This is a genomic window from Azonexus hydrophilus (assembly GCF_001956855.1).
Classification (GTDB): domain Bacteria; phylum Pseudomonadota; class Gammaproteobacteria; order Burkholderiales; family Rhodocyclaceae; genus Azonexus; species Azonexus hydrophilus_A.
Genome location: NZ_MTHD01000001.1, coordinates 320,428 through 346,821, shown reverse-complemented (window position 1 = coordinate 346,821; position 26,394 = coordinate 320,428). Strand labels below are relative to the sequence as shown.

Here is a 26,394-nt window from a genome sequence, read left to right as displayed (position 1 = left end):
AATTCCGCAGACCGCGACCCGAATCATGTCCAGAATCGCAGCCGTACTGATCATCCTGAGCCTTGCCGCCTGTGGCATGAAAGGCCCGCTCGAATTGCCGCCACAAGCCGGCAAGCCGGCATCTGCCGGTGCCGGGGATGTTAGCACGGCTCAACGCAGCAATACCCAATGACCCACTTTGCCCTGAACGACGGCGTCCTGCACGCCGAATCCGTTGCCCTGCCGGCAATTGCCGAACAATTCGGCACCCCGGCCTATGTTTATTCGCGGTCAGCGCTGACCGAATCACTGCGCGAGTTCCAGGATGTCCTCGGCGCCCATCCAGCCGGTACTGATGCACTGGTCTGCTATGCGGTCAAGGCCAATTCCAACCTGGCGATCCTGAACCTGTTTGCCCGCCTCGGCGCCGGTTTCGACATCGTTTCCGGTGGCGAACTGAAGCGTGTGCTGGCTGCCGGTGCCGATCCAAAAAAAGTGGTCTTTTCAGGCGTTGGCAAGACGGCTGCAGAAATGCAGCAGGCCCTTGATGTCGGCATTTTCTGTTTCAATATCGAATCGATCCCGGAACTTGAGCGCCTCAATGAGGTGGCTGGTCGCAGCGGCAAGAAAGCCCCGATCAGCCTGCGCGTCAATCCGAACGTCGACCCGAAGACGCACCCGTATATTTCGACCGGCCTGAAGGAAGCCAAGTTCGGCGTCGCCTACGACGACGCGCTGGCACTCTACCGTCGCGCCGCCGCGCTGCCGAACATCGCCATTGCCGGCATCGACTGCCACATCGGCTCGCAACTGCTCGATCCGTCGCCGTTCGTCGAGGCGCTTGACCGCATTCTGGTGCTGATTGACCAGTTGACCGCAGAAGGCATTCACATTCACCACCTGGATCTTGGTGGCGGCCTCGGCATCAAGTACAAGGCCGACCAGGTCCAGCCAACCGTCGCTTCCTATCTCAATCCGCTGCTCGACAAGTTGCAGGGCCGTGGCCTGCAGGTCGTGCTCGAACCGGGCCGCCGCCTGGTCGGCAATGCCGGCCTGCTGCTGACCCGCGTCGAATTCCTCAAGCATGGTGAAGCCAAGGATTTCGCCATCATCGATGCGGCCATGAACGACCTGATGCGGCCAGCGCTGTACGAAGCCTGGCACGACATCGACCCGGTCGTACCGCGCGCAGGCGCGACGCGCGATTACGACGTCGTCGGCCCGGTCTGCGAAACCGGCGACTTCCTCGGCCAGGCCCGTCCGCTCAACCTGCAAGCGGGTGATCTGCTGGCGGTAATGTCGGCCGGCGCCTATGGCATGGCGATGGCGTCGAACTACAACACCCGCCCGCGTGCCGTCGAAGTCATGGTCGATGGCGGGCAGGTTCACGTCATCCGTCAGCGCGAGACGGTTGAACAGCTTTACGCCGGCGAATCCGTCCTGCCGCAGTGAGCGGCGTCCGCATCGACAAATGGCTGTGGGCCGCGCGTTTCTTCAAGACGCGCAGCCTGGCCACCGACGCCGTCAGTGGCGGCAAGGCCAGACTCAACGGCGCGCCGACCAAACCGGCACGCGACGTCAAGCCTGGCGACCGGCTCGACATCTTCAACGGCGAAACACGCTGGCAAGTGATCGTTCTCGGTCTGTCGGAAAAACGTGGCCCGGCTAGCGAGGCGCGGCAGCTCTACGAAGAAACGCCGGACAGCATCGCCGCGCGCGAGGCGGAACAGATGCGGCGCAAGTGCACCAACGAACCGGCTGCCGAGATCCACGGCCGCCCGACCAAGCGCGATCGGCGACGGCTTGGCCAGGTAGGCCGCCAGTAGCCAATTACAAAAATTTACGCATTTGGGGCAGACACTGCCTAAGCTACAAGCAGAAGCGCTGTTTAAGGCCACCCACGGAGAAAGCCATGAAAACTCACAACTACCTTCTCGCTGCCTTGCTTTGTTCAGCCCCGCTGGCTCATGCCAGCAGTCCCTCGTCCGTTGCCGCAAAGCAGGGCGTAAACCCCAGCACAGTAAGCAGCAACGGCGGCTTCGACTTCAAGGCACGCGACAACGGCAAGCACACCGGCTGGTGTAAAGGCAACGGCCATATCGAAGCACCGGGGAACAAGGCTTCCGGTCATCGCAACCATTGGGAATGCGTAGCCGAGGATGTCGATTACTGCGTCGCCAACCCGGACGATCCAGCCTGCGCTGAATAGTGCCAGGAAAATAACCGGGGCGCTGCGATCCAGCACCCGGTTATTTTTTGAGCCAGCTACTCAAGCACCATTGCCAACGCCAGCGGCAGGAAGATCAGCGCCGCCAGGTTGCCGACCAGCACGATCGACGCCACCCGCTGCGGCTCCTGCTTGTAACGTTCGGCAAACAGGAAGTTGAGCACGGCCGGCGGCAGCGCACCAAACACCAGCAGCATTGCCGCATCGCGCCCTTCCAGGCCGAGCAGCTGAATGACGCCCCAAGCGATGAGCATGCCGCCGAGCGGGCGCAGCAGCGCGCTGCCAACCGACAGCTTCCACTCGCCAAATGAAACGTCGGTCATCCGCACGCCGAGCGAGAACAGCAGCAGCGGCACCGAGACATCGCCGAGCATCTTGATGGCGATGACCAAGGGTTGCCAGACCGGAATTTTCAGAACTGCTACGGTCAACCCGGCAATTGCGGCAAAAACCACGGGAATGCGCCAGAGCATCAGGATGCGCGTTTTCGGGTCAAGCAGTTTGGCACCGAACGAGAAGTGCAGCGTGTTCTCGACCATGAACAGGATCACCGCCGCCGGCAACGCCGCTTCGCCCCAGGCGAGCACGGCCAGCGGCAAACCGATGTTGCCGGAGTTATTGAACATCATCGGCGGCGCCAGGGTCTTCGCCTGCACGCCGCAGACTTTCGCCAGCGGCCAGGCGATCAGACCGCACACGGCGAGCACGATGAAACCGCCAAGCGCCAGTGGCGCGTAGGCAGCGAGGTCGAAGGACTTGCCGGCCATCGCCGCGAACACCAGCGCCGGCACGAAGACGTCCATGTTCAGCCGGTTGGCCACTGCCATTTCCGGCTTGTGCTTGCGGGCGTAGAAATAGCCGGCGGCGACGATACCGAAAATCGGAAAGAGGATGGCCAGCAGGCGGAAGGTCAGGCTTTGCTCATCCACCGTGTGGCCTCGCGAAATCAGGAAAAAAGGAATTGTGCGGGCGAAAAGACCACCCGCACATCAGGGAATGTCCCTAGAGGACGTAGCGCGACAGATCCTCGTCCGCTGCCACTTCGCCAAGCTTTTCATTGACGTAGGCGGCGTCGACCGCAAGATTTTCAAAACCGGCCTTGCCAGCCTCGAATGACACTTCCTCAAGCAATTTCTCCATCACCGTGTGCAGGCGACGGGCACCGATGTTCTCGGTCTTCTCGTTCACCTGGTAGGCGATCTCGGCCATCCGGCGGATACCGTCGGCAGCGAAGTCTACGCTCACCCCCTCGGTCGCCAGCAAGGCCTGGTACTGCTTGGTCAGGCAGGCGTCGGTCTGGGTCAGGATGCATTCGAAATCGGCGACCGACAGCGACTCGAGCTCGACACGAATGGGGAAACGACCCTGCAGTTCCGGAATCAGGTCCGACGGCTTCGACAGGTGAAAAGCACCGGAAGCGATGAACAGGATGTGGTCGGTCTTGATCATGCCGTACTTGGTCGACACCGTCGTGCCCTCGACCAGCGGCAGCAGATCGCGCTGCACGCCCTGACGCGAAACGTCGGCGCCCTGCACGTCGGAACGGCTGGCGACCTTGTCGATTTCGTCGAGGAAAACGATGCCGTTCTGCTCGACTGCCTTGACCGCCTCCAGCTTGATTTCCTCGTCGTTGACCAGCTTCGCCGCTTCCTCGTCGGTCAGCAACTTGAAAGCTTCCCTGATCTTCAGCTTGCGCGATTTCTTCTTGCCGCCGCCAATGTTCTGGAACATGCCCTGGATCTGCTGGGTCAGTTCCTCCATGCCAGGCGGCGCGAAGATTTCGGCCTGCATCGACGGCGCGGCGACTTCGATGTCGATTTCCTTGTCATCGAGTTCGCCTTCGCGGAGCTTCTTGCGGAATTTCTGGCGGGTCGCGTTATCGGCATTCGCCGCCGCATCCTCGGCATAAAAACCCGGGCTGCGCGCCGGCGGCAGCAGCGCGTCGAGGATGCGTTCTTCGGCGGCGTCCTCGGCACGGGCGCGGTTGGCTTTCATCGCCCGCTCGCGGTTCGACTTGATCGCCATCTCGACGAGGTCGCGGATGATCGTCTCGACATCGCGGCCGACATAGCCGACCTCGGTGAACTTGGTCGCCTCGACCTTGATGAAGGGCGCATCGGCCAGCCGCGCCAGACGGCGGGCGATCTCGGTCTTGCCGACGCCGGTCGGGCCGATCATCAGGATGTTCTTGGGCGTGATTTCCTGGCGCAGCGGCTCGGCCACCTGGGCGCGCCGCCAGCGGTTGCGCAGGGCGATGGCCACCGCCTTCTTGGCCGCATTCTGGCCGACGATGTGCTTGTCGAGTTCGGAGACGATCTCCTTCGGGGTCATCGTGGCGCCACTCATTCCAGCGTCTCCAGCGTGAAGTTGCGATTGGTGTAGATGCACAGATCGCCGGCAATCTCCAGCGACCTGGTGACGATGTCGAGCGTGCTCAGTTCGGTGTTCTCCAGCAGCGCCCGCGCCGCACTCTGCGCGTAGGCGCCGCCCGAGCCGATGGCAACGATGCCGTGCTCCGGTTCAAGCACGTCGCCGTTGCCGGTGATGACCAGCGACGATTCGCGATCGGCCACCGACAGCATCGCTTCCAGCCGACGCAGCGCGCGATCGGTACGCCAGTCCTTGGCCAGTTCGACGGCGGAACGCACCAGATTGCCCTGATGCTTCTCCAGCTTGGCCTCGAAACGCTCGAACAGCGTGAAGGCATCGGCGGTACCACCAGCAAAACCGGCGAGAATCTTGCCTTGATAGAGACGACGTACCTTTTTCGCGGTGCCCTTGATGACGATATTGCCCAGCGTCACCTGACCATCGCCACCCATCGTGACGACATTGCCCCGGCGCACCGACAGGATTGTCGTGCCGTGATATTGCTCCATGGAATGACCTTTAAGACTTGGGAACGATGATGCGTGCCTGCTTGTTGAGACCAACCACGGCCATCAACTCGGCGACCAGATGGTTCGGACTGCGGATGATGATTTCCTTGCCAGCCGCCTTGAATGGTGCCAGCCGGTTGACCAGCTGACCAGCGGAAAAGAAATCGACGCGACGCACACAGGAAAAATCGACGATGGGCTGTTCGCTGCCTTCCAGCAGGGGCAACAACTCTTCGAAACGCTGATTCCTGAGATCACCGGACAGATAATGCACGCCAACGACATTGCCAGCGCCGGCACCGGGCTTTTTCTCGGCCAAACCCACCGGTAAGGTTTCCCAGGACGGCGGGGAGCGCTCGAAGGTGACCGCGTAATCGACCGCCCGTTCCTCGAAATGCGCTTGCGTTCCCTGTCGCTGCAGCAGCTCCAGCAGCAGATGCCAGGACGGCTCGTGGGTTTGCTCGCCGGCTTTCAGACGCTCATCGAGACGGGTGATGAAGGCATCGGCGCCTTGCAACGCGACCAGTTTGCGCGCACCACGTGCAGCGATCAGGGCATCCGCCAGAATACCGGCAGCCAGATCGTCGCAACCCGCAAGGCGACTGCAATCAAGCAGCAGATCACCCGGCTGGGCCAGCAGGGTCGCCAGATTCTGCAGAGGCTTCCGGTCATCATCGGTCAACACGCCCTGCAGCGCAAAAACCTGGCCGGCACTGACCTGCCCCGCCTTGATGCACTGTTCATCGCGCCAGGCGGGAGGCGACATCTCGAAACGCTCGGCAAACTCGACACCGAAGCGATCGAATGCCGCACGATCCCCGAGAATCTGCAGCAAGTCGAACAGCAAGCGCCACAAACGCACACCATCATCATTCGGGTAGGCTTTCAGCAAGCCTTCGAGAATGCTCCGGGCGGCAGCATCCTGACCATTGGCAAACAGCACGGCGACCTGTTCGACATCCGCCTGCAAGGGATCGATGTCATGTTCGACATCGATGGCCATGACGCTCGACTCGGTGAAGTCGGCCTCGAAATCATCGATGGCCATCGCCAGGTCGATTTTTCGCTGCGGCGCGCTGGCGGCAACCAGTGAATCGTGCCGTCCCGCTACAGGTTTCGCCGGCGTCGGCAGCTTCTCGACCGAAAATTCCAGATCGGGCAGTGGTTCGGCCAGCGGCGTGGACACTTCGGCCGGCGCTGGCGCCAGCTTCATTTCCGGCAGCGGCGCGCGCGGACGGGCCGCCGTCCGTTCCGGCATTTTCTCGGGCTGTTTCTTGAAGAAAGAGAAAACCATGACCACTCCGCGTGCTGAGTGATTGTTTTAGCATGCACCGACCGTTTCTGGCAACGGTTGGCGCCGGCAAATGTCATCAACCCCGCTTTAGTCGACTTGAACCAACAAGCCCTTTAGGTACTCGCCTTCAGGAAAGTTCAGTGCCACCGGATGATCCGCCGCACCGGACAGGCGCTGAACGATACGCGCCGGCCGCCCGGCGTCGTGCGCCGCGCCGGCGACGATCTTCTGGAACAGCTCAAGACCGATGCCGCCGGAACAGGAATAGGTCATCAGGAAGCCCCCCGGACGCAGCAGACGGCAGCCGAGGACGTTGATGTCCTTGTAGGCGCGCGCCGCCCGGTCGGCATGCGCGGCCGACGGAGCGAATTTGGGCGGATCGAGGACGATCAGGTCGAACTTCCTGCCGGCCTGGCGAAAATCGCGCAGTGCCTGGAAGACATCGGCCTCCAGCCATTCGGCACGCGCCGCCGGCAATTGCGGATTCAGCGCCAGATTAGCCCGGGCCTGGGCGATCGCCGGCCCGGAGGAGTCGATCGACAGGACGCTGGCAGCACCGCCGGCCAGCGCCTGCAGCGAAAAGCCCCCGGTATAGCAAAAGCAGTTGAGGACATCCTTGCCGGCGGATAACTGACCGAGAAGCTGGCGATTGTCGCGCTGGTCGAGATAGAAACCGGTTTTATGCCCGCCAGCGATGTCGACCGCAAGACGCACGCCGTTTTCCTCGATTGCCAGCACTTCTCCTGAGGCCTCGCCGTGCAACCAGCCGGTGGTCGGCTCCAGGCCTTCGAGGCCGCGCACTTCGGAATCCGAACGCTCGTAGATGCGGGCACAACCGGTCGCCTTGATCAGGCCGGCAACGATAGCCTTGCGCCACTTGTCGGCCCCGGCCGAAGTCAGCTGCACGACCACGGTATCGCCATACTGATCGGCAATGATCCCGGGCAGGCCGTCGGACTCCGCGTGGATCAGGCGCAGTCCCTGCTGGCCGCGCAAGCCCGGCAATGCCCGGCGACGCTCGACGGCAGCCTCGATGCGACGCTTGAAGAAGGCATCGTCCACCGCCTCTTCCGGATCGAAGGTCCAGAAACGCGCCCGTATCTGCGATTGCGGGCTATACGCGGCGCGCCCCAGCGGACGCAGGTTGTCAGCCAGCACCTCGACCGTGTCGCCGGGACGGGCACGCCCTTCCAGGCGCCCGACCGAGCCGGCGAACAACCACGGATGATGCTGTTTGAACGCGGAACGTTCCTTGCCGGGCATGAGTATCAACTGAGCCATGATTTCCTCGACTGCAAATGCAAGAAGCCCCGGTTACCTTGCGATAACCGGGGCCCTGAATGACGGTTGCTGCTTAGTTGCCCAGCTGCTTGCGATTGCGCTGATGGCATTCGACCGCATACATGGTCTTGAACATGGTCTTGCCCAGGCCCTTGAACAGGCGCTTGACGGACTTGGAAACGCAGCGGCGTTCCAGAATGTTGCGGCGGGTACGGTTGATGGCCATGGATGACTCCGGATTTCGGCAGAATTTTGAAAGACGCGAATTATGGGGCTTGCGGCGGAAGAGGTCAATTACAGCTTGATTTTTTACGCTTTTTGTTCGTTGACCGCAAAAGGCTCAACGCCGGGAGCGCGGGTGCGCCTTGTCGTAGACACTGGCCAGATGCTGGAAGTCGAGATGGGTATAGACCTGGGTTGAGGCAATGCTGGCGTGGCCGAGCATTTCCTGCACCGCCCGCAGGTCACCGGACGACTGCAGGACATGGGAAGCGAAGGAGTGACGCAGCATGTGCGGATGGACATGCCCGGGCAGTCCGAGACGGATCGCCCGTTGCGCCAGGCGCAATTGCACCGTGCGCGGACTGATGCGACGCCCGCGCTGATTGACGAACAAAGCCGGCTCATCCGGCGCCGCCAGTTGCTCGCGCACCTGCGCCCACGCCGCCAGCGCCTTGCGTGCCAGGGTGCCAACGGGCACCAGACGCAACTTGGCACGCTTGCCGAGCACCCTGACCTCGCCTTCGTGCAGGATGCTGTCGAGCGCATCGCGGTCGAGACCCACCAGTTCGGCCAGACGCAAGCCCGATGAATAGATCAGTTCGAACATCGCCGCATCGCGGGCTTCCAGCGGCTCGTCGCTACTCTCAGCCGGCTGCATCAACTGCGCCGCCTCGTCGACCGACAAGGCCTTCGGCAACAGACGCGGCGATTTGGGTGCCCGGATGGTTTCACAGGGATTGGCGCGAACCAGCCCGCGCTCGCCCAGCCAGGCAAAGAAGCCGCGCCATGCCGAGAGCGTGCGGGCGAGCGAGCGCCCGGACAGTCCCTGACCATGAAAACGGGCGACAAAGCGACGGACGTGATGCACCAGCAGACTATCCAGCGGCTGCTCACCCGCCGCTGCCAGCAGCTTTGCCAGATCGCGCCGGTAGTTGGCCACGGTCAGCGGCGACAGGCGGCGCTGCTCGGCCAACTCGGCCAGCCAGGCATCAACCGCCTGCTGTGGGGTCACAGCGCGCTCTTGGTCACCCGCGCCAGCGCGGCAGAAACCATTTCGCCGATGCGTTCGAGGTAGAGGGTGCCCATGTCGGCGTAGAAGCGCTGCGCTTCCTCGCTGCCCAGCGCCACCATGCCAATCGTGCCGCCCCCGTTGCGCAGGGCAATCAGGGCCTGCGAGCGGATATGCGGTGCCGCTTCGCCAAACCACGAAGCCGTGCCAAATCCTGCGGTCGACCCGCAATATGGACGGGAAAGCGTTTCGGCGAACACCTGCAATTCCTCGCTGACCGCCGCAAATTCCGGCAGATCCTCGATCCCCGCCGGCTTGTCCCACAGGCGCAAGGCAACATGCGGAACGGAGAAGTCGTCGCGCAGGTGGAAATTGAGCAGGTGAATGACCGCCTGGAAGGTTTCGGCAGCGATCAGGCCGACCGCCAGCCGATGCACCTTTTCGCTGATCTGGTCGTTTTCCTCGCCGAAGGCGATCAGTTCCGCCAGCTTGCTCTCGCTCGCCCGGTTCTTCTCGCGCAACGTCAGCATCTGGCGCTCGGCCAGCGAAACGGCGCGGCCGCCGTGCGGATGCGGGACGAAGATCTGCGCCATCAAATCGGCGTAATGCTCGAAGAAACCGGGATTGTTCTTCAGGTAGTCGGCAATTTCGTCGGGAAACATGGCACTCATAATTCGATTTCTCCGGAAAAGACGGTCATGGCCGGCCCGGTCATCAGCACCGGACGCCCTTCACCGCCCCAGGCAATGGTCAGGTCGCCGCCGCGCGTGGTCACGCGTACCGGCGATTCAAGCAGGCCGCGACGAATGCCGGCGACCGCTGCAGCACAGGCACCGGTACCACAGGCCATGGTCTCGCCGGCGCCGCGCTCATAGACCCGCAGCTTGATCGCATGCCGGTCGACAACCTGCATGAAGCCGGCGTTAACCCGTTGCGGAAAGCGTTCGTGCGACTCGATCAGCGGCCCATGCATGCCGACCGGCGCCAGGTCGACGCTGTCGACCACCTGGACCGCGTGCGGGTTGCCCATCGAGACGACGCTGATTTCCAGCGACTCGTCAGCAACATCGAGGTTGTAGATCAGCACATCGTCGTCATGGAGAAAAGGGATTTCCTGCGGCGAAAAGCGCGGAATTCCCATGTCGACCGTAATATTTCCATCGCCTTCGAGACGCGGTGCGATGATGCCCTTCATCGTCTCGACGCGGATCTCGCGCTTGTCGGTCAAGCCCTGCTCATGGACGAAACGGACGAAGCAGCGGGCACCGTTGCCGCATTGCTCGACCTCGCCACCGTCGGCATTGAAAATCCGATAACGGAAATCGACATCAGGCTGCGTCGGCTTCTCGACCAGCAGTATCTGGTCACAACCGACGCCGAAGTGCCGGTCGCCGAGATAGCGCAATTGCTCCGGCGTCAGGGAAACGTGTTGACGCACGCCATCGAGCACGACGAAGTCGTTGCCTAGGCCGTGCATCTTGGAAAATTTGAGCTTCACAAACCGCTCCGCTATTGAGTTGAAAAAAGGATAACAGAGACAGAGGGTTATCTCAAATTCCTAAAGTTTTTTCTCCATCACGAAATCGTCCATCACATAGCCCTGGCCGATATCGTCGACGGTCGAGGCGCGGATGGAAAAACCGTATTTCATGTACGAGTTGATGGCCTTTTCATTGCGCTTGTTGACCTGCAGGATGACACAGGGATAACCCTGCTTCCTTGCCCGCTCGGCAACGTGCGCGATCAGCTGGCCGCCGACACCGCGCCGCTGGACATCCGGATGAATGTAGAGCTTGTCCAGCTTGAACTCGCCCTTGTAGATTTCACTAAAGGCAAAACCAACCCGGCGTCCTTCGTGGAAGGCTTGATCCAGCCATTTGTGCAGGTCTTCCAGATCGTCATACAAGCGCTCATGCCCGTAACGCTGCTCAAGCATGAAGTCGATCTGCTCCTGGGTGATGATCCCGGGGTAACTGGCCTGCCAGATTTCGCGCGCCAGCAGGGCGATCGCGGGGACATCGGGCGGGGTAACGGGGCGAATCTCGATAGTCAGGCTGCTCATGCTGTAAACCTATGTTCTCCGTTCGGCCTGGAAATTGTCATCCCGGCACAGGCGTGGCCCTGACCTGCACGCGTCATATGATAACAGCCCGTCACAGCGGCGGCGGCTCGGCACCGCGCGGTTGCTTGTAGCGGTTGTAACCCCACAGGTACTGCGTCGGACACTGGCGGATCAACGCCTCGATTTCGTGGTTGATCTGTTGTGCGCGCTCGATCGTCGTTCCAGCCAGCGGCTGACTCGGCAACTGGAAATGGATGCGATAGCCGCGCCCATCGGGCAAGCGCTCGCCCCAGGTCAGCAGCGAAGCGGCACCGGTTTCCGTCAACCGGGCAGCCAGCGTCATGGTGTAAGCCTTGCGGCCAAAGAAATCCAGCCACACGCCCTCACCGGTTTTCGGCGCCTGATCCGGCAGCATGCCGACCATCTGCCCCTTTTTCAGGGCCTTGATCAGGGCGCGCACGCCGGACAGGTCGGCCGGTGCCAGGTGCAGTCGGGCGCGTTTGCGACCGGTCAGGATCAGTTCCTGAGCGGCGGCCGACTTCGGCGGCCGGTAAAGCACGGTGATGTCACCGAACGATGAAAGATACTGCGCGGTGATCTCGAAGCAACCAAGATGCGGCGTCAGGAAAACAATGCCCTTGCCAGCATTCAAGGCTGCGGTCAGATGCTCCTGCCCGGATACCTCGACGACCTGGGCATTGGCTTCCTCAAGCGTACGCATCCAGATGCGCGACAGCTCGAGCATCTGCTTGCCGGCCTCAAGCGCTGCCGGCCGGTTGAGCGCAGCATCGATGCCGGCCTGCGCCATGTTGCTGCGCAGATTGCGCCGATAGCTTGGCGACAGCAGGTAGGTCAATTGCCCGAGTACGGCGCCCAGCCTGTGAATTACTGGAAGCGGCAGATGCGACAGCAGGCGAAACAGAAAAACCATGAGACCCCGGGGGTTGAAAGAAAGCAGCAAAGGCTTATCATTATGGGATCGCCGAGTTAAACAGACAACTTGCGGGGCGATTCACAAATGCCGCTAAAGCGTCGCCCGCTCGTGGTCCGAAGCCGGTAACGCCGGATCAAAGGACCGCTGGAGCCACCAATGAGTGACTATCTCTTTACTTCCGAATCCGTTGGCGAAGGCCATCCGGACAAGGTCGCCGACCAGATTTCCGACGCCATCCTCGACGCCATCCTGGCCCAGGACAAGCATTCGCGCGTCGCCGCCGAGACCCTGTGCAACACCGGCCTGGTCGTTCTTGCCGGTGAAATCACCACCAACGCCAACGTCGATTACATCCAGATCGCCCGCGATACGATCAAGCGCATCGGCTACGACAACACCGACTACGGCATCGACTACAAGGGTTGTGCCGTGCTCGTCGCCTACGACAAGCAGAGCCCGGACATTGCCCAGGGCGTCAACGCCGCCTACGACGACAACCTCGGTCAGGGCGCCGGCGACCAGGGCCTGATGTTCGGTTATGCCTGCGACGAAACGCCGTCGCTGATGCCGCTGCCGATCTACCTGTCGCACCGTCTGGTCGAGCGCCAGGCCATGCTGCGCAAGGATGGCCGCCTGCCGTGGGCACGTCCGGATGCCAAGTCCCAGGTCACCATCCGCTACGTCGATGGCAAGCCGCATTCGATCGACACCATCGTGCTGTCCACCCAGCATTCGCCGGACATCAGCCTGGAAGACCTGCGCGAAGCGACCATCGAACAGATCATCAAGCCGGTGCTGCCGAAGGAACTGATCAAGGGCGACATCAAGTTCCTGGTCAACCCGACCGGCCGCTTCGTTGTCGGTGGCCCGCAGGGCGACTGTGGCCTGACCGGACGCAAGATCATCGTCGACACCTACGGCGGGGCTGCCCCGCACGGTGGCGGCGCCTTCTCCGGCAAGGACCCGTCCAAGGTGGACCGCTCGGCTGCCTACGCCACCCGTTACGTTGCCAAGAACATCGTCGCCGCCGGACTGGCATCGCGCTGTCTGGTGCAGGTGTCGTACGCCATCGGCGTCGCCGAACCGACTTCGATCATGGTCGAAACCTACGGTACCGGCAAAGTCAGCAACGAAACACTGACGACACTGGTGCGCAAGCATTTCGACCTGCGCCCGAAGGGCATCGTCAACATGCTCGACCTGCTCCGCCCGATCTATCAGAAGACTGCAGCCTACGGGCATTTCGGCCGCGACGAACCGGAATTCAGCTGGGAAGCAACCGACCGCGCCAATTTGCTGAAAAGCGACGCCGGTCTTTGATTTGCCAGGTTTGACGGGAAGGGGGCCTTGCGGCCCCTTTTTTTTCGTTATAATTGGCAAATATGCTAAAAAAAATCCCCGTCGAACATGTTCGTCTTGGCATGCATCTCCAGGCCTTCTGTGGCAGCTGGCTGGAGCACCCTTTCTGGCGAACGAAATTCATCCTCACCGATCCAGCCGATATCGTGTTGATCCGCGAAAGTGCAATCCGTGAAGTCTGGATCGATATCGCCAAGGGGCAGGACGTACTTGTTCAGGCGGGCGCCGCCGAAGAAAACTTCGAGACCGTCGAAACACTTCCGCCCCCTGTACGCCAGCTCCAGGAAAAAGCCACCTTTGCCAATGAGGTGAAACGCGCCTCACGCATCGTCGAAAAAGGCCGGGAAGCCGTCGTCTCGATGTTTCAGGAAGCACGCATGGGCAAGGCCATCGAAGCCGATGCCGCCGCCCCGCTGGTCGAGGAAATTTCCAACTCGGTCATGCGCAATCCCGGCGCACTGATCAGCCTGGCCCGACTGAAAACCGCTGACGACTACACCTATCTTCACTCTGTCGCCGTATGCGCCCTGATGATCGCCCTGGCCCGCAAGCTCGGCCTTGATGAACAGGAAACGCGGGAGGCGGGCATGGCGGGATTGCTGCACGACCTGGGCAAGGCCGGTGTTCCGCTGGAAGTTCTCAACAAACCCGGCAAATTGACTGAGGAAGAATTTGCTCTGGTGAAGAGACATCCGGAACAGGGCTACAAGCTGTTGAGCGAAGGCAAAGGTGCCAGCCAGGCAAGCATGGACGTCTGCCTGCATCACCACGAAAAATTTGACGGAAGCGGCTATCCGGAAGGCCTTGCCGGCGAAAACATCAGCCTGTTAGCCAGAATGGGCGCGGTTTGCGATGTTTATGACGCGATAACCTCGAATCGCCCCTACAAGGCTGGCTGGGACCCGGCCGAATCGATCAAGCGCATGGCCGAATGGAAAGGACATTTCGATCCTGTCGTATTCCAGGCATTCGTCAAGAGCCTGGGCATTTACCCGGTCGGTTCGCTGGTTCGCCTGGAATCGGGCAAGCTCGGCGTCGTTACCGAGCAGGGCGAACAGTCGCTGCTCAAGCCCAAGGTCAAGGTATTCTTTTCGACGAAATCGCAGGCTTACATCAAACCCGAAACCATTGACCTCGGCCGCAGTGCCGAGAAAATCGCCGGCCGCGAGGACGCCGAAAAATGGGGCATCAAGGACGTTGACCGCTACTGGGCTGCCGAAACGGCCTGAAAGCGGTTTATAATCCGCAACCTACCGAGGGGCGCTGCAGGAGATCTCTCCCAGGCTCGGTTTAAAACGGCGCTCACTGATCAACCCTGCCGGGCGCAGGGGGCCGCCGGTGAGCAACAACGCCGTTATTCCCCTCCCCGTCACAGTTATTTAGGAGCTTACTGTGGCTGAATTCAAAGACTACGTTATTGCCGATCTTTCCCTTGCCGACTGGGGTCGCAAGGAAATCCTCATTGCCGAAGGCGAAATGCCGGGCCTGATGGCCATTCGCGAAGAATTCGCGAAGACCCAGCCGCTCAAGGGCGCGCGCATCACCGGTTCGCTGCACATGACCATCCAGACCGCCGTGCTGATCGAGACGCTGACCGCGCTCGGCGCCGAAGTCCGCTGGGCCTCGTGCAACATCTTCTCGACCCAGGATCACGCTGCCGCCGCGATCGCCGCGCAGAACATCCCGGTCTTCGCCGTCAAGGGCGAAACCCTGGTCGATTACTGGGATTACACCCACCGCATCTTCGAATGGGCCGATGGCGGTTATTCGAACATGATCCTCGACGACGGCGGCGATGCCACCCTGCTGCTGCATCTCGGCGCCCGTGCCGAGAAGGACATCTCGATTCTGGCCAAGCCGGGTTCGGAAGAAGAAACCATTCTTTTCGCCGCGATCAAGGCCAAACTGGCCGTCGATCCGACCTGGTATTCCGTGCGTCTGGCCCAGATCAAGGGCGTCACCGAGGAAACCACCACCGGCGTGCATCGCCTGTACCAGATGCATGCGCGCGGCGAACTCAAGTTCCCGGGCATCAACGTCAATGACTCGGTGACCAAGTCCAAGTTCGACAACCTCTACGGCTGCCGCGAATCGCTGGTTGACGGCATCAAGCGCGCCACCGACGTGATGATCGCCGGCAAGATTGCCGTCATCGCCGGCTACGGCGACGTGGGCAAGGGGTCGGCCCAGGCAATGCGCGCCCTGTCCGCCCAAGTCTGGGTTACCGAAATCGACCCGATCTGCGCCCTGCAGGCCGCGATGGAAGGCTACCGCGTCGTCACCATGGAATACGCTGCCGACAAGGCCGACATCTTCGTCACCACGACCGGCAACTTCCACGTCATCACGCATGACCACATGGCGGCGATGAAGAACAACGCCATCGTCTGCAACATCGGTCACTTCGACAACGAAATCGACGTCGCCTCGATCGAGAAGTACCAGTGGGAAGAGATCAAGCCGCAAGTCGATCACGTCATCTTCCCGGACGGCAAGCGCATCATCCTGCTCGCCAAGGGCCGCCTGGTTAACCTCGGCTGCGGTACGGGCCACCCGTCCTACGTGATGTCGTCGTCCTTCGCGAATCAGACCATCGCCCAGATCGAACTGTGGACCGAAGCCATCAAGGGTTCCAACAAGTATCCGGTCGGTGTCTACACGCTGCCCAAGCATCTTGATGAGAAGGTCGCCCGTCTGCAACTGAAGACGCTGAACGCCCAATTGTCCGAGCTGACCGACGAACAGGCCGCCTACATCAGCGTACCGAAGGAAGGCCCGTACAAGGCCGACCACTACCGCTACTAAGCCGAGCCGCCACGAGGCCGACCACCCCATGAGCATGAACTCATTCCATGCCCGCCAGGGTGGGCGGTCGCGTGACGCTCAACCGGTTAAAACGCCGGTTGAGCGTCATGGCATGTTGCGCGCCGATGCCCTGCTCGTGCACCGCGGGCTGGCGACATCGCGTACGCAGGCGCAAAAGCTGATCGCCGCCGGCCGGGTTTTCGTCGATGGCGCAGCGATCACAAAACCAGCGCTGGAATTGCCGCCAGACGCGGGGTTGACCGTAAGCAGCGACGACAGCGACCGCTACGTCTCGCGCGGCGGCCTGAAGCTGGCCGGCGCCCTCGACAAAACAGGCATTGCCGTCGATGGCAGGATCTGTCTCGACGTTGGCCAATCCACCGGCGGTTTCTCCGATTGCCTGTTGCAGGCTGGGGCCCGGCGTGTTGTCGGTGTCGATGTCGGGCACGGTCAACTGCACGGCAAACTGAAAACCGACACCCGCATCACCGCTTTCGAAGGCATCAACTGCCGCGCACTGACTGCGGCCGATCTCGGCGACGCAATGCCGGCCGATGGTTTCAACCTGATCGTCGGCGACGTCTCGTTCATCTCGATGGCGCTGATCCTGCCGCAACTGCCAGCGCTGCTAGCCACCGACGGCGACCTGCTGCTGCTGATCAAGCCGCAGTTCGAGGTTGGCCCGCACAACATCGGCAAAGGCGGCATCGTGCGCGATCCGTCGCTATACCGTGAAATCGAGGGGCGCTTCCTGGAAATTGCCCGAAAACTCGGGTTGACCGCAAAAGCCTGGCTCGACAGTCCCATTACCGGCGGTGACGGCAACCGCGAATTCTTCATCTGGCTGACAAAATGAAACCTGAAATCTCCATCGAGTTCTTCCCGCCGCAAACGCCGGAAGGCATCGAAAAGTTGCGGTCGACCCGCGCCGAACTGGCAAAACTGAATCCGCAATTCTTCTCGGTCACCTACGGTGCCGGCGGCTCGACGCGCGAGCGCACCTTCTCCGTGGTCAAGGAAATCGCTGCCGAAGGCTTCGACGCCGCACCGCACCTGTCGTGCATCGGCTCCAGCCGCGACTCGATCCGCGAAATCCTGGGTGAATACAAGGCTGCCGGCATCCGCCGCACGGTCGCCCTGCGCGGCGACCTGCCGTCGGGCATGGCCGAAACCGGCGAATTCCGCTACGCCAACGAACTGGTCGAATTCATCCGCGCCGAAACCGGCGACTGGTTCAGCATCGAAGTTGCCGCCTACCCGGAATGGCACCCGCAAGCCAGAAGTCCGAAGGATGATCTCGATGCCTTCGTGCGCAAGGTCAAGGCCGGCGCCAATTCAGCGATCACGCAGTATTTCTATAACGCCGACGCGTATTTCCATTTCGTCGATGAAGCCCGCGCGCTCGGCGTCGATGTCCCCATCGTGCCCGGCATCATGCCCATCGTCGGCTTCACCAAGCTGGCCCGTTTCTCGGACGCCTGCGGCGCCGACATCCCGCGCTGGATGCGCAAGAAGTTCGAAAGCTACGGCGACGATACCGAATCGATCCGCGCCTTCGGCCTCGACCTCGTCACCGAACTGTGCGAACGCCTGCTCAAGGGCGGCGCCCCAGGCCTGCACTTTTATTCGATGAACCAGTCAGCGCTGACGACCGAAATCTGCAAACGACTGGGCTGAGATGCACACATCCGGCATGTCGCAGGTTAAGATTTGCCGATGGAACGCATCGACGCCCTCAAACTGATTGCCGAGCAAGCCCGGAACGGAGAACTGGTTTTCCCGACCGGGCTTGATGTCTCGCTGAAACTGCTGCAGCAACTGGACGACCCGGACTGCCACATCGATCGCGCCGTCCAGTTGATCAAGAACGATCCCCTGCTCGCCGCCCGCGTCGTCGCCGTTGCCAACAGTGCTGTTTACAGCCGCGGTGGCCAGGCCATCACGGATTTGCGCAATGCCGTATCGCGGATCGGTCTGCGCACCACCCGGACCCTGACCATGGCCATCGCCACCCGGCAGATGGCTGGCACGCCAGCGCAACCGGCGCTGCGCGCGGCCAGCGAACAACTCTGGGCGCACACGGCAAGCGTTGCCGCCCTGGCCCAGATCATCGCCCGGCGCATCACCCGACTTGATCCGGAAACTGCCTTCTTTGCCGGCATCATCCACGAAATCGGCGGCTTTTACCTGATCTCGCGGGCGACCGAGTTTCCTGAACTGCTGCAAGGCGAACCGGCTGACTGGAGCGAACAGGCCGAGCCTGCCGTCGGCCGTGCCATCCTCACCCGCCTGTCCATACCCGAGCCGGTCAGCCAGGCCATCGAAGCCCTGTGGGACGGCCTGCGCTCGCTGCCCCCCGTCACCCTCGGCGACACCCTGCTGCTGGCCAACGAACTGGCCACCGTCGCCTCGCCGCTCAACGAAAGCAGCGCCACCCGCGCACCCGACTCGGCTCCGCTGATCGATGCCGTCGTGGACGACGCAACACTGAGCAGCATTCTTGAAGAATCTGCCAGCGAAGTCGAATCGCTGGCCGCCGCGCTGCGCTTCTGAACGGGGCCGCACCTGCGGCCCCGGACGACATCACCCCGCCTGCGTCACGATCACGCTCTGCGCCGGCATCGGCGCCGGGAAACCGGCATCGGCCAGCGACTCGCGAATCACCTTGTTGCTATCGAAATAGACCTGCCAGTAGTGATCGTTGTTGCAATACGGGCGCACGGCCAGCACCGGCCCGACCAGCGTGAAATCCAGAATTTCGACATCAACCGCCGGCTGCTCCAGCACATTGGGGATCGCCGCAATCTTTTCCTTGAGCAGCGCAATCGCCGCCTGATGATCGGCCGCGCCGGACAACTGGCATTTCAGATCAACCCGGCGATAGGGATTGTTGGTGAAATTCTGGATGTTGTCGCCAAAGATCTTGTTGTTGCCGATCACCGTCGAGACATTATCCGGCGTGTTGATCGTCGTCGCGAACAAACCGATTTCGGTCACCGTGCCCGTCGTCCCGGCCATCGTCACGAAATCGCCAACCTTGAACGGCCGCAGCACGATCAGGAAAGCCCCGGCCGCGAAATTCGCCAGCAGGCCAGCCCAGGCTGCACCGATGGCAATACCGGCACCAGCCACCAGGGCGGCAAAAGTCGTCGTCTGGACGCCGAAATAGCCAAGAATGCCGATGACCAGCAAGATGTTCAACGTCACATTGACGATGGAGCCGACATAGCGCAGCAAGGTCGGATCGACCTTCTGGCGCTCCAGCGCGCCACGCACCAGGCGAATTGCCAGGCCGATCAGCCAGCGACCGATGACCCAGAAGGCAATCGCAGCCAGCACCTTGACCCCGACGTCGGTCAGGGTCGTCACCAGAATGTCCTGATAACGGGAAATATCCTCTTCTTTCATATGCCCTCCAGCACAGTTGGAAATGTGTCGGAAATTCTATCCAGTCCGTCCGCAAAAAATCCGTTGCGGCACATATCTTCACAATTTCCCGAACAGCGTTGACGCCTGGCAGAGGCATGGCTATAATGCGCGCTTCCCGTGTGGGCCGGGTCGGTAGCTCAGTCGGTAGAGCAGCGGACTTTTAATCCGTTGGTCGCGAGTTCGAATCTCGCCCGACCCACCAAAGTTGGAAATTCTGGGGCGTTAGCTCAGTTGGTAGAGCAGCGGACTCTTAATCCGTAGGTCGAGTGTTCGAATCACTCACGCCCCACCAGAATTCAAAGGCTTGCGCTTAGGCGCAGGCCTTTTTTGTTTCCGGCTGCCCTGGCATCCAGCGCCCCCCCACCCACTTGTCCGCTCCAGGAAAAAACCGCCCGTGTGTGCGGCAGCGGACAGTGACGGCTGCCCACCCTCTCTATCCTTGAACCATCCAAGCCTATCGCAGTGCTTTCCAAATGCTGCGGGGAAGCGATGCGGCAATGACGCTGCCCGCTACCGGCAAAGAAAGCGGTCCCTCACCGCGACAACAACACACCCAAGGACTGACATGCAAAATCACACTCTCAAGGCCATCGCCCTCGCGATCACTCTCTCGTTTTCTCATGCTGCACTGGCGGCTGACATGTCCAAGGCCGACTATCAAAAGGGCCGGAACACCATCTCCCAGGAATACAACACAGCCAAAGCAAACTGTGATGCCCTGTCGGGTAATGCCAAGGATATCTGCGGTGCCGAAGCAAAAGGCAAGGAAAAGATCGCCCGGGCAGAACTTTCGGCGGCCTACCAGCCGTCAGCAAAGAACAGCCAGGCGGTGCACGTCGCCAGGGCTGATGCCAACCATGAGGTTGCGCTGGAAAAATGCGATGACCTGGCCGGCAATGCCAAGGATGTATGCGTGAAGGAGGCGAAGGCTGCCCAGACCAGCGCAGTGGCAAATGCCAAGGCGCAGAAGACGACCGCAGAAGCACGCCAGGAAGCCAGCGATGACAAGGCGGATGCCCGCTATGCCGTCGCCAAGGAAAAGTGCGACAGCTATTCCGGCACTGCCAAGGATAGCTGCCTGGACAAGGCCAAGGCGCAATACAACAAGTAATTATCGCTACGGGCGCCCTGAAAACGGGTGCCCGTTCAATCTTGCAGAAGAGGCAATCTCATGAAATCAATCCGTAAATCCACGACGATCACGCTGGCAACACTTGCACTGATCAGTCTCAGCGCCTGTTCGGGCATGTCTTCGCAAGACAAGAGTACGGCCATCGGGGCTGGTGCCGGTGCTGTTGGCGGCGCCGTCCTGACCGGTGGCAGCGCAGTGGGAACCATCGGTGGCGCAGTCGTCGGTGGCGTCATCGGCCACGAAGTTGCGAAGTGATCTGTACTGACACCAAATTTCCGGAAGGAACCAACATGAATCACGCAATTGTCATTTTCGCCATTGCGGCCGTGCTGACACAAGCGGGCTGCGACAAACCACAGGCCGTCACCCCGACGATCATTACCGTTCCGGTCGCGGGCCCGGCCGGCCCCACCGGTGCAACCGGACTGAGCGGGCCAACCGGTTCAACAGGCACAACCGGCACGCCAGGCATCTCCGGCGCCACCGGCGAAACAGGTGCCACCGGGTCGACGGGAGAACAGGGACGTACCGGCGGCAATACCGTTGTCGTTGTCCCGACCGAACCTGCAGAACCAGCGCGCTGAACGAAAAAGCTGGCTGACAGGAAGCAATCCCTGCCAGCCAGCTGACTCAGCGTATCCCTTGCCTGATGAAAGACAGCAGGTCCTGGCTCAGACGCAGCTTGTCGGTGGCGAACAGACCGTGCGGCGCCCCCTCGTATTCGATGAAGCGACAGCCTGTAATGCCGCTGGCCGTGGGCCGGGCGGAGGCAGCAATGGGCACGGTCTTGTCGTCGGCGCCGTGAATGATCAGTGTCGGCACCTTGAAAGCCACCAGATCTCCGCGGAAATCCGTCGTCGAGAATGCTTTCAGACAACCCAGCACAGCCGGCAACCCGGCTTGCATGGCGAGGCCACGAGCCCATTCCAGCACTTCGTTGCTGACCGGGCTGGATAATATTCCCACGCCGAAAAAATCCCTGAAGAAACCGGAAAAGAAACCCGCCCGGTCATCATTGATCGCCTGCACCATCAGATCGAAAACCTCCTGCCCGGTCCCGGCAGGATTGTCATCGGTTTTCAGGCGGAACGGCAGTACGGATGAAATCAGCACCGCTTTCTCCACTGATGCACCAGCATGACGCGACATGTAGCGGGCCACTTCGCCGCCCCCCATCGAAAAACCGACCAGCGTTGCATCCTGGGCACCGGTCTGTTCGATCACCGCAGCCAGGTCATCGGCCAGCGTGTCGTAGTCGTATCCGCTCCACGGCTGCGAGGAACGGCCAAAACCGCGGCGGTCATAGGCAATCGCTCGATAACCGGCCTGGGCAATGGCCATTGCCTGCTCGTCCCAGCTATCGGCGGATAGCGGCCAGCCATGAATCAGGATGACCGGTTTGCCCGTGCCCCAGTCCTTGACGTGCAGCCGGGTATTGTCGGGAGTGATGACGCAGTTCATGGAGGTATCCGTTCGTAGAGTTGGACGGCCAGTATCAAGCGCGTGTTTTCAGCTGTCTGCTACCCAGCCGTCTTATGCCATACGAGTTTTACACCGAGCCACTGCGATCATGACTCGGTGCGTTGGCACACAGACATGCCAGCACATACACCCTAGCCTGAATGCTCGTCCGTGATTGCGGAACATGCAGCATCATTTTCAACTGGCATCGACAAGAGATGGACATGAACTATGAAGAACACGATTCCTACGGGATGTACAAGGCGGCATCCGGTGCTTCTACCGGCCCTGACAGCAGCCACGGCCCAGGACCGCACCTGATGGGTGCCGATACGCTGATCGGCAACACCGTAGGCAACCAGAACTCGGAAACGCTGGGCGACATCAAGGAAATCATGATCGACATGCGCAGCGGCTGTGTCAGCTATGCCGTACTCTCCTTTGGCGGCTTCATGGGGATGGGCGAAAAGCTGTTTGCCGTTCCCTGGGAAGCACTAAAGCTCGACACCGAGAACAAGTGCTTCAAACTCGATATCGACAAGGAGCAGCTCGAAAACGCACCCGGGTTCGACAAGAATCGCTGGCCCAACATGGCCGACCCGAGCTGGGCAGCAAGCATTCACGCTTACTACGGCACGAAGCCCATCCACTGAGAGGGACTTGGGCTGAAAACGAAAAAGCCAGTCATCGGACTGGCTTTTTTACTTTGTTGCGGTCGACCTTACCTGCGGCCGAATTTCTCCGTCAGCTGCTGCAGCTTCTGCTGCTTCAGCGCCTCGGCCTTGGCCGCAGCCTCGGTCGCCTTGCGCTGTTCGGCCTGTTTCTTGAAACGTTCCTTCAGCAACTCCGTCGCATGCAGGCGGTTTTCGTCGGTCACCTCGCCGGCCTGGCTGCCGTCGAGATTCAGACGGTGCGTGGCTTTTTCCATTTCGCGCAGGTAGCGCGTCGCCATCGTGTGGCTGCGCATCGCCAGGCGGACCGACTTCTTGCTCAGTTCCGGCAGCGCAGCGAACAACTGCTTGTCGATGCCGATGGCCAGCGGGCTGTAGTTGCGGAAAACATCGAAACGGGCCTGCAGGTCTTTGAGCAGGACGCGGATATCGGTGGGCTTGTCGGAAGCGACGGGCGTGGCGGATTCGGCAGTGGTCATGATGAAGGCGGTCGGATCAAGTCGCGAAGGTTAGCACGAATGCGCCCCTTCGTGCCTTGCGATGGCGTTCACACGCCATTCTTGCGGAACCAGGCCAGCATGCGCTGCCAGCCGTCCTCGGCTTCTTCCTTGTGGTAGCTGGGCCGGTAATCGGCGTGGAAGGCGTGCGGGGCGTTGTCGTAGAGGTGCATCTGCGATGCCTGCGCTGCCGGGCTGCCCTTTTTCAATGCGGCTTCCATGGCGTCGACGGTTTCCACCGGAATCCCGGTGTCGACCCCACCATAGAGGCCAAGCACCGGCGCTTTCAGTTCGCCGACCAGGTCGATCGGATGCCGCGGGTTGTAGGAATTGACCGGACTGACCAGTCGACCGTACCAGGCAACACCGGCCTTGACGCCCGGGTTGTGCGCGCTGTACAGCCAGGTGATGCGGCCGCCCCAGCAGAAACCGGTGATCGCCAGGCGCGTCGTGTCGGCGCCCTGCTTCGCCGCCCAGGCAACGCTGGCGTCGAGATCCTTCATGACCTCGGCGTCCGGCGTCTTGCTGCTGATCTTCTCGATGATCTCGGCGACGCTGTCGATCTTGCGCGGATCGCCCTGGCGGGCGAACAGTTCCGGGGCAACGACGAAATAGCCGAGCTTGGCCAGCCGGCGGGCGGTGTCGCGGATGTATTCATGGACGCCGAAGATTTCCGAAATCAGCAATACCACCGGGGCTTTTGCGACGCCTTCCGGCGCGGCACGGTAGGCGACCATTTCACCGTCGCCGACCGGCACCCGGACTTCGCCGGCGAGCAGCCCGGTGGCATCGGTGCGGATCGCCGTCTGCGCGGCAACCGGCATCGTCGCCAGGGCAAAGCCGGCGCCCAGACTGGTGACCAGGAAGCTGCGCCGGTCGAAGCCTTGTGCCGGCACCAGGCTGTCGAATTCTGCTTTGTTGTCCATAGTTGTCTCCTCGGTGGGGTTACATCAGAACGATGTCGAACTGCTCCAAACAAAAAATATTTTTTCTATATATTCAATTAGATAAACATTCATCAACTTGGCTTTCTAGCCACTAGCTACCCGTCTAGCTACCCATCTATCACAAGCATCACTGTGTTTCGATTTTAGAGTGCTTTCAACTGAATAGTACTCACCTCAGGTTGATGCTTCTCGAACGACCACAGAGTAAACGTTCACATTTTACCCCACTGACCACCGCACCTTTTCTAGGCGCGGTCGGCCGCGTACGTCCCAATCATCAGCAGCCGCGATTTGTCAAGACGCGATATCCGTTGGTATTGGCGTTTCGACTTGATCCCTGAAGCTCTTCAGAATCGGCTTCACCGTGAAACGCCACAGATAAAGGAGGACAAAGCGGATGCAAAGCAAGGATCTAACGAAGTTTGACGAGTTGCCGAACGCAGCACACGTTGATGTAACCGTCGTCGCAGCACTTTTCGGATGCAAGACACCAACGATTTGGGCTCGTCTGCGCCGAAATGAGCTGCCGCAACCAAAGAAGTTCGGTTCTCACACTCGCTGGAATGTCGGCGAGCTACGAACTGCTCTTAACACCAAGAAAGCCTGAAGGAGAAAACGACCCAGAAATTGATGAACCAGATCTGATTCGCTGCAAGGGCCCTGCCGCGCAACCAGAAAACTCAGTCGAAAAAATCCACTTGACGAATCGTTAGCCAGAAAGGGCACCACATGTCATACCCATTTCAACACTCAACCCGTATACCGTTCCCAACTGATGCGCTTCCTCCCAAGATTAGGAATGCAGTAGAGGAAGGCATCCGGGTTATGCAGGCACCGCCAGCACTGATTGCTAGTTCAGCGTTGGCCGCAACCTCTCATGCCGTTCAATCCAAATTCGAAGTCGAACGACTGAACGGTCTCAAGGGACCCTGTTCAGCATACTTCATCATCATCGCCGAATCTGGAGAGCGCAAATCCACTGCTGACGCCATGTATTTTCGCGCCGCTAGAGAATTCGAGGAAACTGCTTCAAGAAAATACAAGTGCATTGTATCTGTGCTCGTCGGGGATAGCACCCCGGCTGGCACCATCGCACACATGGACCATTACTCACCTTCTGTATGCCTCTGCGAAGATGAAGCAGGGCGGATTTTCAGTAGCAACCTCGTCAATGACCTCGGATTGTTGAACAAAATATGGGGAGGAAACAGCATTACCGTGGATCGCAAGTACGAGCGCCTTGTTGTGCTATCCCCGAGGTGTTCATTGATCTGGATGGTGCAACCGACCATCTTTGAGAAATTCATGCAAAGGCGTGGTGACAATGCACGTGGAATTGGCTTTCTTGCTCGCTGCCATGTCTGCTATCCCGAATCCACCCAAGGCTCTCGCTTTATCAAACCGCGACCAGAAGAACTTGTTTACGTGAATGACTTCAATCAGCGGTGTTTGGATTTGCTGCACGAGCAAGTCGAGCGTTTTCTTCCTGGCGCAAATCAGAAACGATTTGAAAACGTAACACTGACCTTTGCCTATCCGGCTCAAATTGCCTGGGAGCAAATTTACGACAACATTGAATTCGCCTGTGCAACAGGTGGTGTCTTCGCTCAAAACCGCGATTACGCCTCAAAAATCGCAGAGAACATCGCGCGCATGGCCGGAGTATTTCACGCCTTTGAAGGACATGAAGGAACTGAAATTTCGGAAGAGACACTCCATCGTGCCGCTCAAGTCGTTCTCTGGTACGCAGCGGAATTTTTGAGGTTATTCACGCCACCAGGACCGGTCGATATCCTGAATGATCACGCATTGAAGCTGGACAACTGGCTGATCGAGTATGCCTTTAGAACAGGTTCATACACAGTTGCGAAGAGCTTCTTACTCAGGTACGGACCAAATAGCCTGCGAAATCGAGACACATTAGAGCTCGCTATTCAACGACTGATGGAGACGAATCGAATCAGCCATTTTCCCGCCCACATGCTTTCAAACAATCAAATGAGCAGGAAGGCAACCAAGATGCTGTTCTTGCACGACAACTACTACGGCCAGATCGTCCGTGGGCAGCAAGTCATGCACGTTCTGCCACTGCTGCAGTAGCACTCAACAAGCTGCTAATCCGCGAATCATTCGCGGATTAGCCGTAGTTTTAACCGGAACATACGCCAAATAGTTTTTTCCGAGAGTGCGCTTTATTTGCAAGCGC

The 26,394-nt window shown here is 60.3% G+C and carries 30 protein-coding genes, 2 tRNA genes and 1 riboswitch; of the genes, 17 read left to right on the top strand and 15 right to left on the bottom strand.

Annotated features, from left to right (window positions below):
• Positions 1 to 25 precede the first annotated feature (25 nt).
• The 4 genes from lptM to BJN45_RS01700 all read left to right on the top strand — a co-directional run bounded on the left by lptM (position 26) and on the right by BJN45_RS01700 (position 2,188).
• Entirely contained in the window at positions 26 to 172 is a 147-nt protein-coding gene (gene lptM / locus BJN45_RS17570) for an LPS translocon maturation chaperone LptM (RefSeq protein ID WP_139326270.1), read from the top strand.
• Positions 169 to 1,431: a diaminopimelate decarboxylase gene (gene lysA / locus BJN45_RS01710; protein ID WP_076091441.1), complete on the top strand. Its 1,263-nt coding sequence runs from the start codon at positions 169 to 171 to the stop codon at positions 1,429 to 1,431. Before lptM ends, lysA begins: the two co-directional genes overlap by 4 nt.
• Complete coding sequence (locus tag BJN45_RS01705; RefSeq protein ID WP_076091439.1) at positions 1,428 to 1,805, top strand: RNA-binding S4 domain-containing protein; 378 nt, start codon at positions 1,428 to 1,430, stop codon at positions 1,803 to 1,805. Before lysA ends, BJN45_RS01705 begins: the two co-directional genes overlap by 4 nt.
• Positions 1,806 to 1,891: 86 nt before the next feature.
• Entirely contained in the window at positions 1,892 to 2,188 is a 297-nt protein-coding gene (locus BJN45_RS01700) for a hypothetical protein (RefSeq protein ID WP_076091437.1), read from the top strand.
• Between the two features lie 56 nt (positions 2,189 to 2,244).
• On the opposite strand, the gene BJN45_RS01695 is transcribed toward BJN45_RS01700, so the two are convergent.
• From BJN45_RS01695 to BJN45_RS01650, 11 genes are all read right to left on the bottom strand, one after another.
• Entirely contained in the window at positions 2,245 to 3,135 is an 891-nt protein-coding gene (locus BJN45_RS01695) for an AEC family transporter (RefSeq protein ID WP_083650718.1), read from the bottom strand.
• Between the two features lie 73 nt (positions 3,136 to 3,208).
• Entirely contained in the window at positions 3,209 to 4,552 is a 1,344-nt protein-coding gene (gene hslU, locus BJN45_RS01690; protein WP_430793408.1) for an ATP-dependent protease ATPase subunit HslU, read from the bottom strand.
• The gene (gene hslV / locus BJN45_RS01685) at positions 4,549 to 5,085 is read right to left on the bottom strand and encodes an ATP-dependent protease subunit HslV (RefSeq protein WP_076091435.1); all 537 of its coding nucleotides are present in this window, start codon (positions 5,083 to 5,085) and stop codon (positions 4,549 to 4,551) included. Before hslV ends, hslU begins: the two co-directional genes overlap by 4 nt.
• Positions 5,086 to 5,095: 10 nt before the next feature.
• Entirely contained in the window at positions 5,096 to 6,379 is a 1,284-nt protein-coding gene (locus tag BJN45_RS01680; RefSeq protein WP_076091433.1) for an STAS domain-containing protein, read from the bottom strand.
• An 87-nt stretch (positions 6,380 to 6,466) separates the two neighbouring features.
• A complete protein-coding gene (locus BJN45_RS01675; protein WP_076091431.1) occupies positions 6,467 to 7,660 on the bottom strand; it encodes a class I SAM-dependent rRNA methyltransferase in 1,194 nt (397 codons plus the stop codon).
• 73 nt (positions 7,661 to 7,733) lie between these two features.
• Complete coding sequence (locus tag BJN45_RS17730; protein ID WP_170873004.1) at positions 7,734 to 7,886, bottom strand: hypothetical protein; 153 nt, start codon at positions 7,884 to 7,886, stop codon at positions 7,734 to 7,736.
• Positions 7,887 to 8,000: 114 nt separating this feature from the next.
• Entirely contained in the window at positions 8,001 to 8,894 is an 894-nt protein-coding gene (xerC, locus tag BJN45_RS01670; protein ID WP_076091429.1) for a tyrosine recombinase XerC, read from the bottom strand.
• Positions 8,891 to 9,562, bottom strand: a complete 672-nt coding sequence (locus BJN45_RS01665) for a DUF484 family protein (protein ID WP_205750527.1) — start codon at positions 9,560 to 9,562, stop codon at positions 8,891 to 8,893. The genes xerC and BJN45_RS01665 overlap by 4 nt, the downstream gene beginning before the upstream one ends.
• Positions 9,559 to 10,389, bottom strand: coding sequence for a diaminopimelate epimerase (gene dapF / locus BJN45_RS01660; protein ID WP_076091427.1), 831 nt, complete (start codon positions 10,387 to 10,389; stop codon positions 9,559 to 9,561). Before dapF ends, BJN45_RS01665 begins: the two co-directional genes overlap by 4 nt.
• 60 nt (positions 10,390 to 10,449) lie before the next feature.
• Positions 10,450 to 10,953, bottom strand: coding sequence for a GNAT family N-acetyltransferase (locus tag BJN45_RS01655; RefSeq protein ID WP_076091425.1), 504 nt, complete (start codon positions 10,951 to 10,953; stop codon positions 10,450 to 10,452).
• Positions 10,954 to 11,044: 91 nt separating this feature from the next.
• On the bottom strand, positions 11,045 to 11,884 hold the full coding sequence (locus tag BJN45_RS01650) for a lysophospholipid acyltransferase family protein (protein WP_076091423.1): 840 nt from the start codon (positions 11,882 to 11,884) through the stop codon (positions 11,045 to 11,047).
• 159 nt (positions 11,885 to 12,043) lie between these two features.
• On the opposite strand from BJN45_RS01650, the gene metK reads away from it, so the two are divergent.
• The 6 genes from metK (at position 12,044) to BJN45_RS01620 (ending at position 18,604) form a co-directional block, all read left to right on the top strand.
• Positions 12,044 to 13,207 carry a methionine adenosyltransferase gene (gene metK, locus BJN45_RS01645; RefSeq protein ID WP_076091421.1) on the top strand — a complete coding sequence of 388 codons (1,164 nt, stop codon included), beginning with the start codon at positions 12,044 to 12,046 and terminating at the stop codon, positions 13,205 to 13,207.
• A 101-nt stretch (positions 13,208 to 13,308) separates the two neighbouring features.
• The gene (locus tag BJN45_RS01640) at positions 13,309 to 14,475 is read left to right on the top strand and encodes an HD-GYP domain-containing protein (RefSeq protein WP_240494472.1); all 1,167 of its coding nucleotides are present in this window, start codon (positions 13,309 to 13,311) and stop codon (positions 14,473 to 14,475) included.
• 20 nt (positions 14,476 to 14,495) lie between these two features.
• A riboswitch (S-adenosyl-L-homocysteine riboswitch) is annotated at positions 14,496 to 14,557 on the top strand.
• Between the two features lie 81 nt (positions 14,558 to 14,638).
• On the top strand, positions 14,639 to 16,051 hold the full coding sequence (gene ahcY / locus BJN45_RS01635; RefSeq protein WP_076091417.1) for an adenosylhomocysteinase: 1,413 nt from the start codon (positions 14,639 to 14,641) through the stop codon (positions 16,049 to 16,051).
• Positions 16,052 to 16,079: 28 nt separating this feature from the next.
• Complete coding sequence (locus BJN45_RS01630) at positions 16,080 to 16,907, top strand: TlyA family RNA methyltransferase (RefSeq protein WP_076091415.1); 828 nt, start codon at positions 16,080 to 16,082, stop codon at positions 16,905 to 16,907.
• Positions 16,904 to 17,728, top strand: a complete 825-nt coding sequence (gene metF, locus BJN45_RS01625; protein ID WP_076091413.1) for a methylenetetrahydrofolate reductase [NAD(P)H] — start codon at positions 16,904 to 16,906, stop codon at positions 17,726 to 17,728. The genes BJN45_RS01630 and metF overlap by 4 nt, the downstream gene beginning before the upstream one ends.
• 39 nt (positions 17,729 to 17,767) lie before the next feature.
• The gene (locus BJN45_RS01620; protein WP_076091411.1) at positions 17,768 to 18,604 is read left to right on the top strand and encodes an HDOD domain-containing protein; all 837 of its coding nucleotides are present in this window, start codon (positions 17,768 to 17,770) and stop codon (positions 18,602 to 18,604) included.
• A 30-nt stretch (positions 18,605 to 18,634) separates the two neighbouring features.
• Here BJN45_RS01620 and BJN45_RS01615 read toward each other — a convergent pair whose 3' ends face one another.
• Complete coding sequence (locus tag BJN45_RS01615; protein ID WP_076091409.1) at positions 18,635 to 19,459, bottom strand: mechanosensitive ion channel family protein; 825 nt, start codon at positions 19,457 to 19,459, stop codon at positions 18,635 to 18,637.
• Positions 19,460 to 19,606: 147 nt separating this feature from the next.
• Here BJN45_RS01615 and BJN45_RS01610 point away from each other — a divergent pair.
• The 5 genes from BJN45_RS01610 (at position 19,607) to BJN45_RS01590 (ending at position 21,196) form a co-directional block, all read left to right on the top strand.
• A tRNA-Lys gene (locus BJN45_RS01610) sits at positions 19,607 to 19,682 on the top strand.
• Between the two features lie 14 nt (positions 19,683 to 19,696).
• A tRNA-Lys gene (locus BJN45_RS01605) sits at positions 19,697 to 19,772 on the top strand.
• 273 nt (positions 19,773 to 20,045) lie between these two features.
• Positions 20,046 to 20,591, top strand: coding sequence for a hypothetical protein (locus BJN45_RS01600; protein ID WP_076091407.1), 546 nt, complete (start codon positions 20,046 to 20,048; stop codon positions 20,589 to 20,591).
• 60 nt (positions 20,592 to 20,651) lie between these two features.
• Complete coding sequence (locus BJN45_RS01595) at positions 20,652 to 20,867, top strand: glycine zipper 2TM domain-containing protein (protein ID WP_076091404.1); 216 nt, start codon at positions 20,652 to 20,654, stop codon at positions 20,865 to 20,867.
• A gap of 35 nt (positions 20,868 to 20,902) precedes the next feature.
• A complete protein-coding gene (locus BJN45_RS01590; RefSeq protein WP_076091402.1) occupies positions 20,903 to 21,196 on the top strand; it encodes a hypothetical protein in 294 nt (97 codons plus the stop codon).
• A gap of 46 nt (positions 21,197 to 21,242) precedes the next feature.
• On the opposite strand, the gene BJN45_RS01585 is transcribed toward BJN45_RS01590, so the two are convergent.
• A complete protein-coding gene (locus tag BJN45_RS01585) occupies positions 21,243 to 22,073 on the bottom strand; it encodes an alpha/beta fold hydrolase (protein ID WP_076091400.1) in 831 nt (276 codons plus the stop codon).
• Between the two features lie 224 nt (positions 22,074 to 22,297).
• Here BJN45_RS01585 and BJN45_RS01580 point away from each other — a divergent pair, with 224 nt between their 5' ends.
• Complete coding sequence (locus BJN45_RS01580) at positions 22,298 to 22,726, top strand: PRC-barrel domain-containing protein (protein ID WP_076092488.1); 429 nt, start codon at positions 22,298 to 22,300, stop codon at positions 22,724 to 22,726.
• A 68-nt stretch (positions 22,727 to 22,794) separates the two neighbouring features.
• Here the strand turns inward: BJN45_RS01580 and BJN45_RS01575 are convergent, their stop codons facing one another.
• Positions 22,795 to 23,223, bottom strand: a complete 429-nt coding sequence (locus tag BJN45_RS01575) for a ProQ/FINO family protein (RefSeq protein WP_076091398.1) — start codon at positions 23,221 to 23,223, stop codon at positions 22,795 to 22,797.
• Between the two features lie 68 nt (positions 23,224 to 23,291).
• On the bottom strand, positions 23,292 to 24,167 hold the full coding sequence (locus tag BJN45_RS01570) for a dienelactone hydrolase family protein (protein WP_076091396.1): 876 nt from the start codon (positions 24,165 to 24,167) through the stop codon (positions 23,292 to 23,294).
• Between the two features lie 846 nt (positions 24,168 to 25,013).
• Here BJN45_RS01570 and BJN45_RS01560 point away from each other — a divergent pair.
• Positions 25,014 to 26,288 carry a YfjI family protein gene (locus BJN45_RS01560; protein ID WP_076091392.1) on the top strand — a complete coding sequence of 425 codons (1,275 nt, stop codon included), beginning with the start codon at positions 25,014 to 25,016 and terminating at the stop codon, positions 26,286 to 26,288.
• Positions 26,289 to 26,394 lie beyond the last annotated feature (106 nt).